Here is a 1,846-nt window from a genome sequence, read left to right on the forward strand (position 1 = left end):
TGTCCCAACAGTGTGCTGAAAGCTGGGCTGGCAACCACCCCCTCTGACCCCACCCCATTCACCGTCGAATCGAGTGCGCCGACCACGGGGAGACCGGCCACGGGAAGATACACCATTTAGTTCACTCCTGATTGCATCGAAGAAGGCGGTAAAACTGCGAGCGTTATGCGCGCATCAACAGGAAGCATTTCAGGCCGCACCCTTGGCCCGATGGTGAGCGAATGAATGCCTCTCGCCACCAGCCCCGGCAGCCTCGATGAGCCCCCTCTCTCATCACCTTCGCAGCGGCTCGGCGCGAGCATATCGCGCCCATCGAACTCGCAGGGACTCTACCTGCAGCACCTGTCGAAAAGCTGACGACAATGAACCACCGACTGAGCATCGCAACCCTCGTAGCATCCGAGGGGTGCGGATCGCATGGTTGCTCGCGGCGGCCGGCCGTCACGACGGACCATCTCAGGCAACTATCGACGCCCGCCGATCACATGTGATACGTCGCTTCGTTAACATCGATCGACTGTCCGATGTCGGCTGCGCCGGTCGGTCCTGTTGCATGCGAGATTCACGCCGCTTGCTCTTGATGCAACAATCATCGGGACCGAGAGGCATATCATTCTGTCGATAAGTGACGCGGTCGCCGCAATTCCGCCAGTCACTCCAGCGGATCTGGGAAGCAGCATTCCAACCGCTCCGGCCACGCCGCTATTGCCGCCAGCGGCGATCCGAAGATTCCGGACGCGATCTGTGGGGATACGGGCGATCACACCAACAGCCTCTACAGCATCAGCGCGCGGCCCTAACCAGGCTACCGCCCCACGCCATGAGTCTCCAAAGACTTCAGATTGGATGACTCAGCGCTGATCGACAAACGCCACAGCCAACCTGTTGGCCGATCGATCCAAGTGCGCGCCTGACCGCGCACGTAGGTCAGAATTTCGCTGCTAGCCTCACTAGCACTACTTTGGCAGATTGTTGATTTTGCCGCGTTTTATAGGATTCCCGAATCAATTTTTCAATGATTCATGGGTGGTCGGCTCTTGGAGGGCTGACCATGCCGGGATGGGAAGACGAACTCGAACGCTGGCTGATGCCGTTCTTGGACCGGCTGGGTCATAAGACCCGGCAGCGGATGTGTCCTCTGTATGTTGCGGGATTGATCGGTCCTGGCGATCGCAAGAGCGTTCAGCCGATGGCGGAACGCCTTGTCACGAGCAACTACGACCAGTTGCACCATTTCATTGCCGACGGTGTCTGGGACGCGACGCCGCTGGAGACAGAGCTGCTCAACCAGGCGGACCGACTCGTCGGCGGCAGGGATGCGGTGCTGGTTATTGATGACACCTCACTGCCGAAGAAGGGTGAGCGATCGGTCGGTGTTGCGGCGCAATACGCATCGGCTCTCGGTAAAACTGCAAATTGCCAAACGCTGGTGTCTTTAACGCTTGCGCGCGGCGAAGTGCCAGTGATGGTCGCGTTACGTCTCTTTCTGCCTGACAGCTGGACAAGCGACATGCCCCGTTTGAAGCGCGCTCGCGTGCCAATCGAACACCGAACGCCACGGTCCAAGCCGGAGATCGCTTTGGCCGAGATTGACCGCGCGATGGCAGCCAACATGCGCTTTGGATGTGTGCTGGCGGATGCAGGATACGGCCTCAGCGCACCGTTTCGACAAGGGCTAACAGAGCGCGGGCTGGCCTGGGCGGTCGGTATCCCTCGGCACCAGAAAGTGTATCCCGTCGATGTGAAGCTCATTTGGCCGATCACCAAAGTCCGTGGCAAACCACGAAAGCACCACGTGCCCGATATCTTATCGATTGCGGCAGAACAAATGCTGGCCAGCGCCAAA

1 pseudogene is annotated in these 1,846 nt (G+C 59.3%); it reads left to right on the plus strand.

From position 1 onward, the window contains the following. Nucleotides 1–1,015: 1,015 nt before the first annotated feature. Nucleotides 1,016–1,846 (plus strand): annotated as a pseudogene (locus tag QJT78_RS50810) (IS701-like element ISBj6 family transposase); the annotation flags it as partial.

The organism is Bradyrhizobium sp. Mp27 (genome assembly GCF_029953005.1).
Lineage (GTDB): Bacteria > Pseudomonadota > Alphaproteobacteria > Rhizobiales > Xanthobacteraceae > Bradyrhizobium > Bradyrhizobium barranii.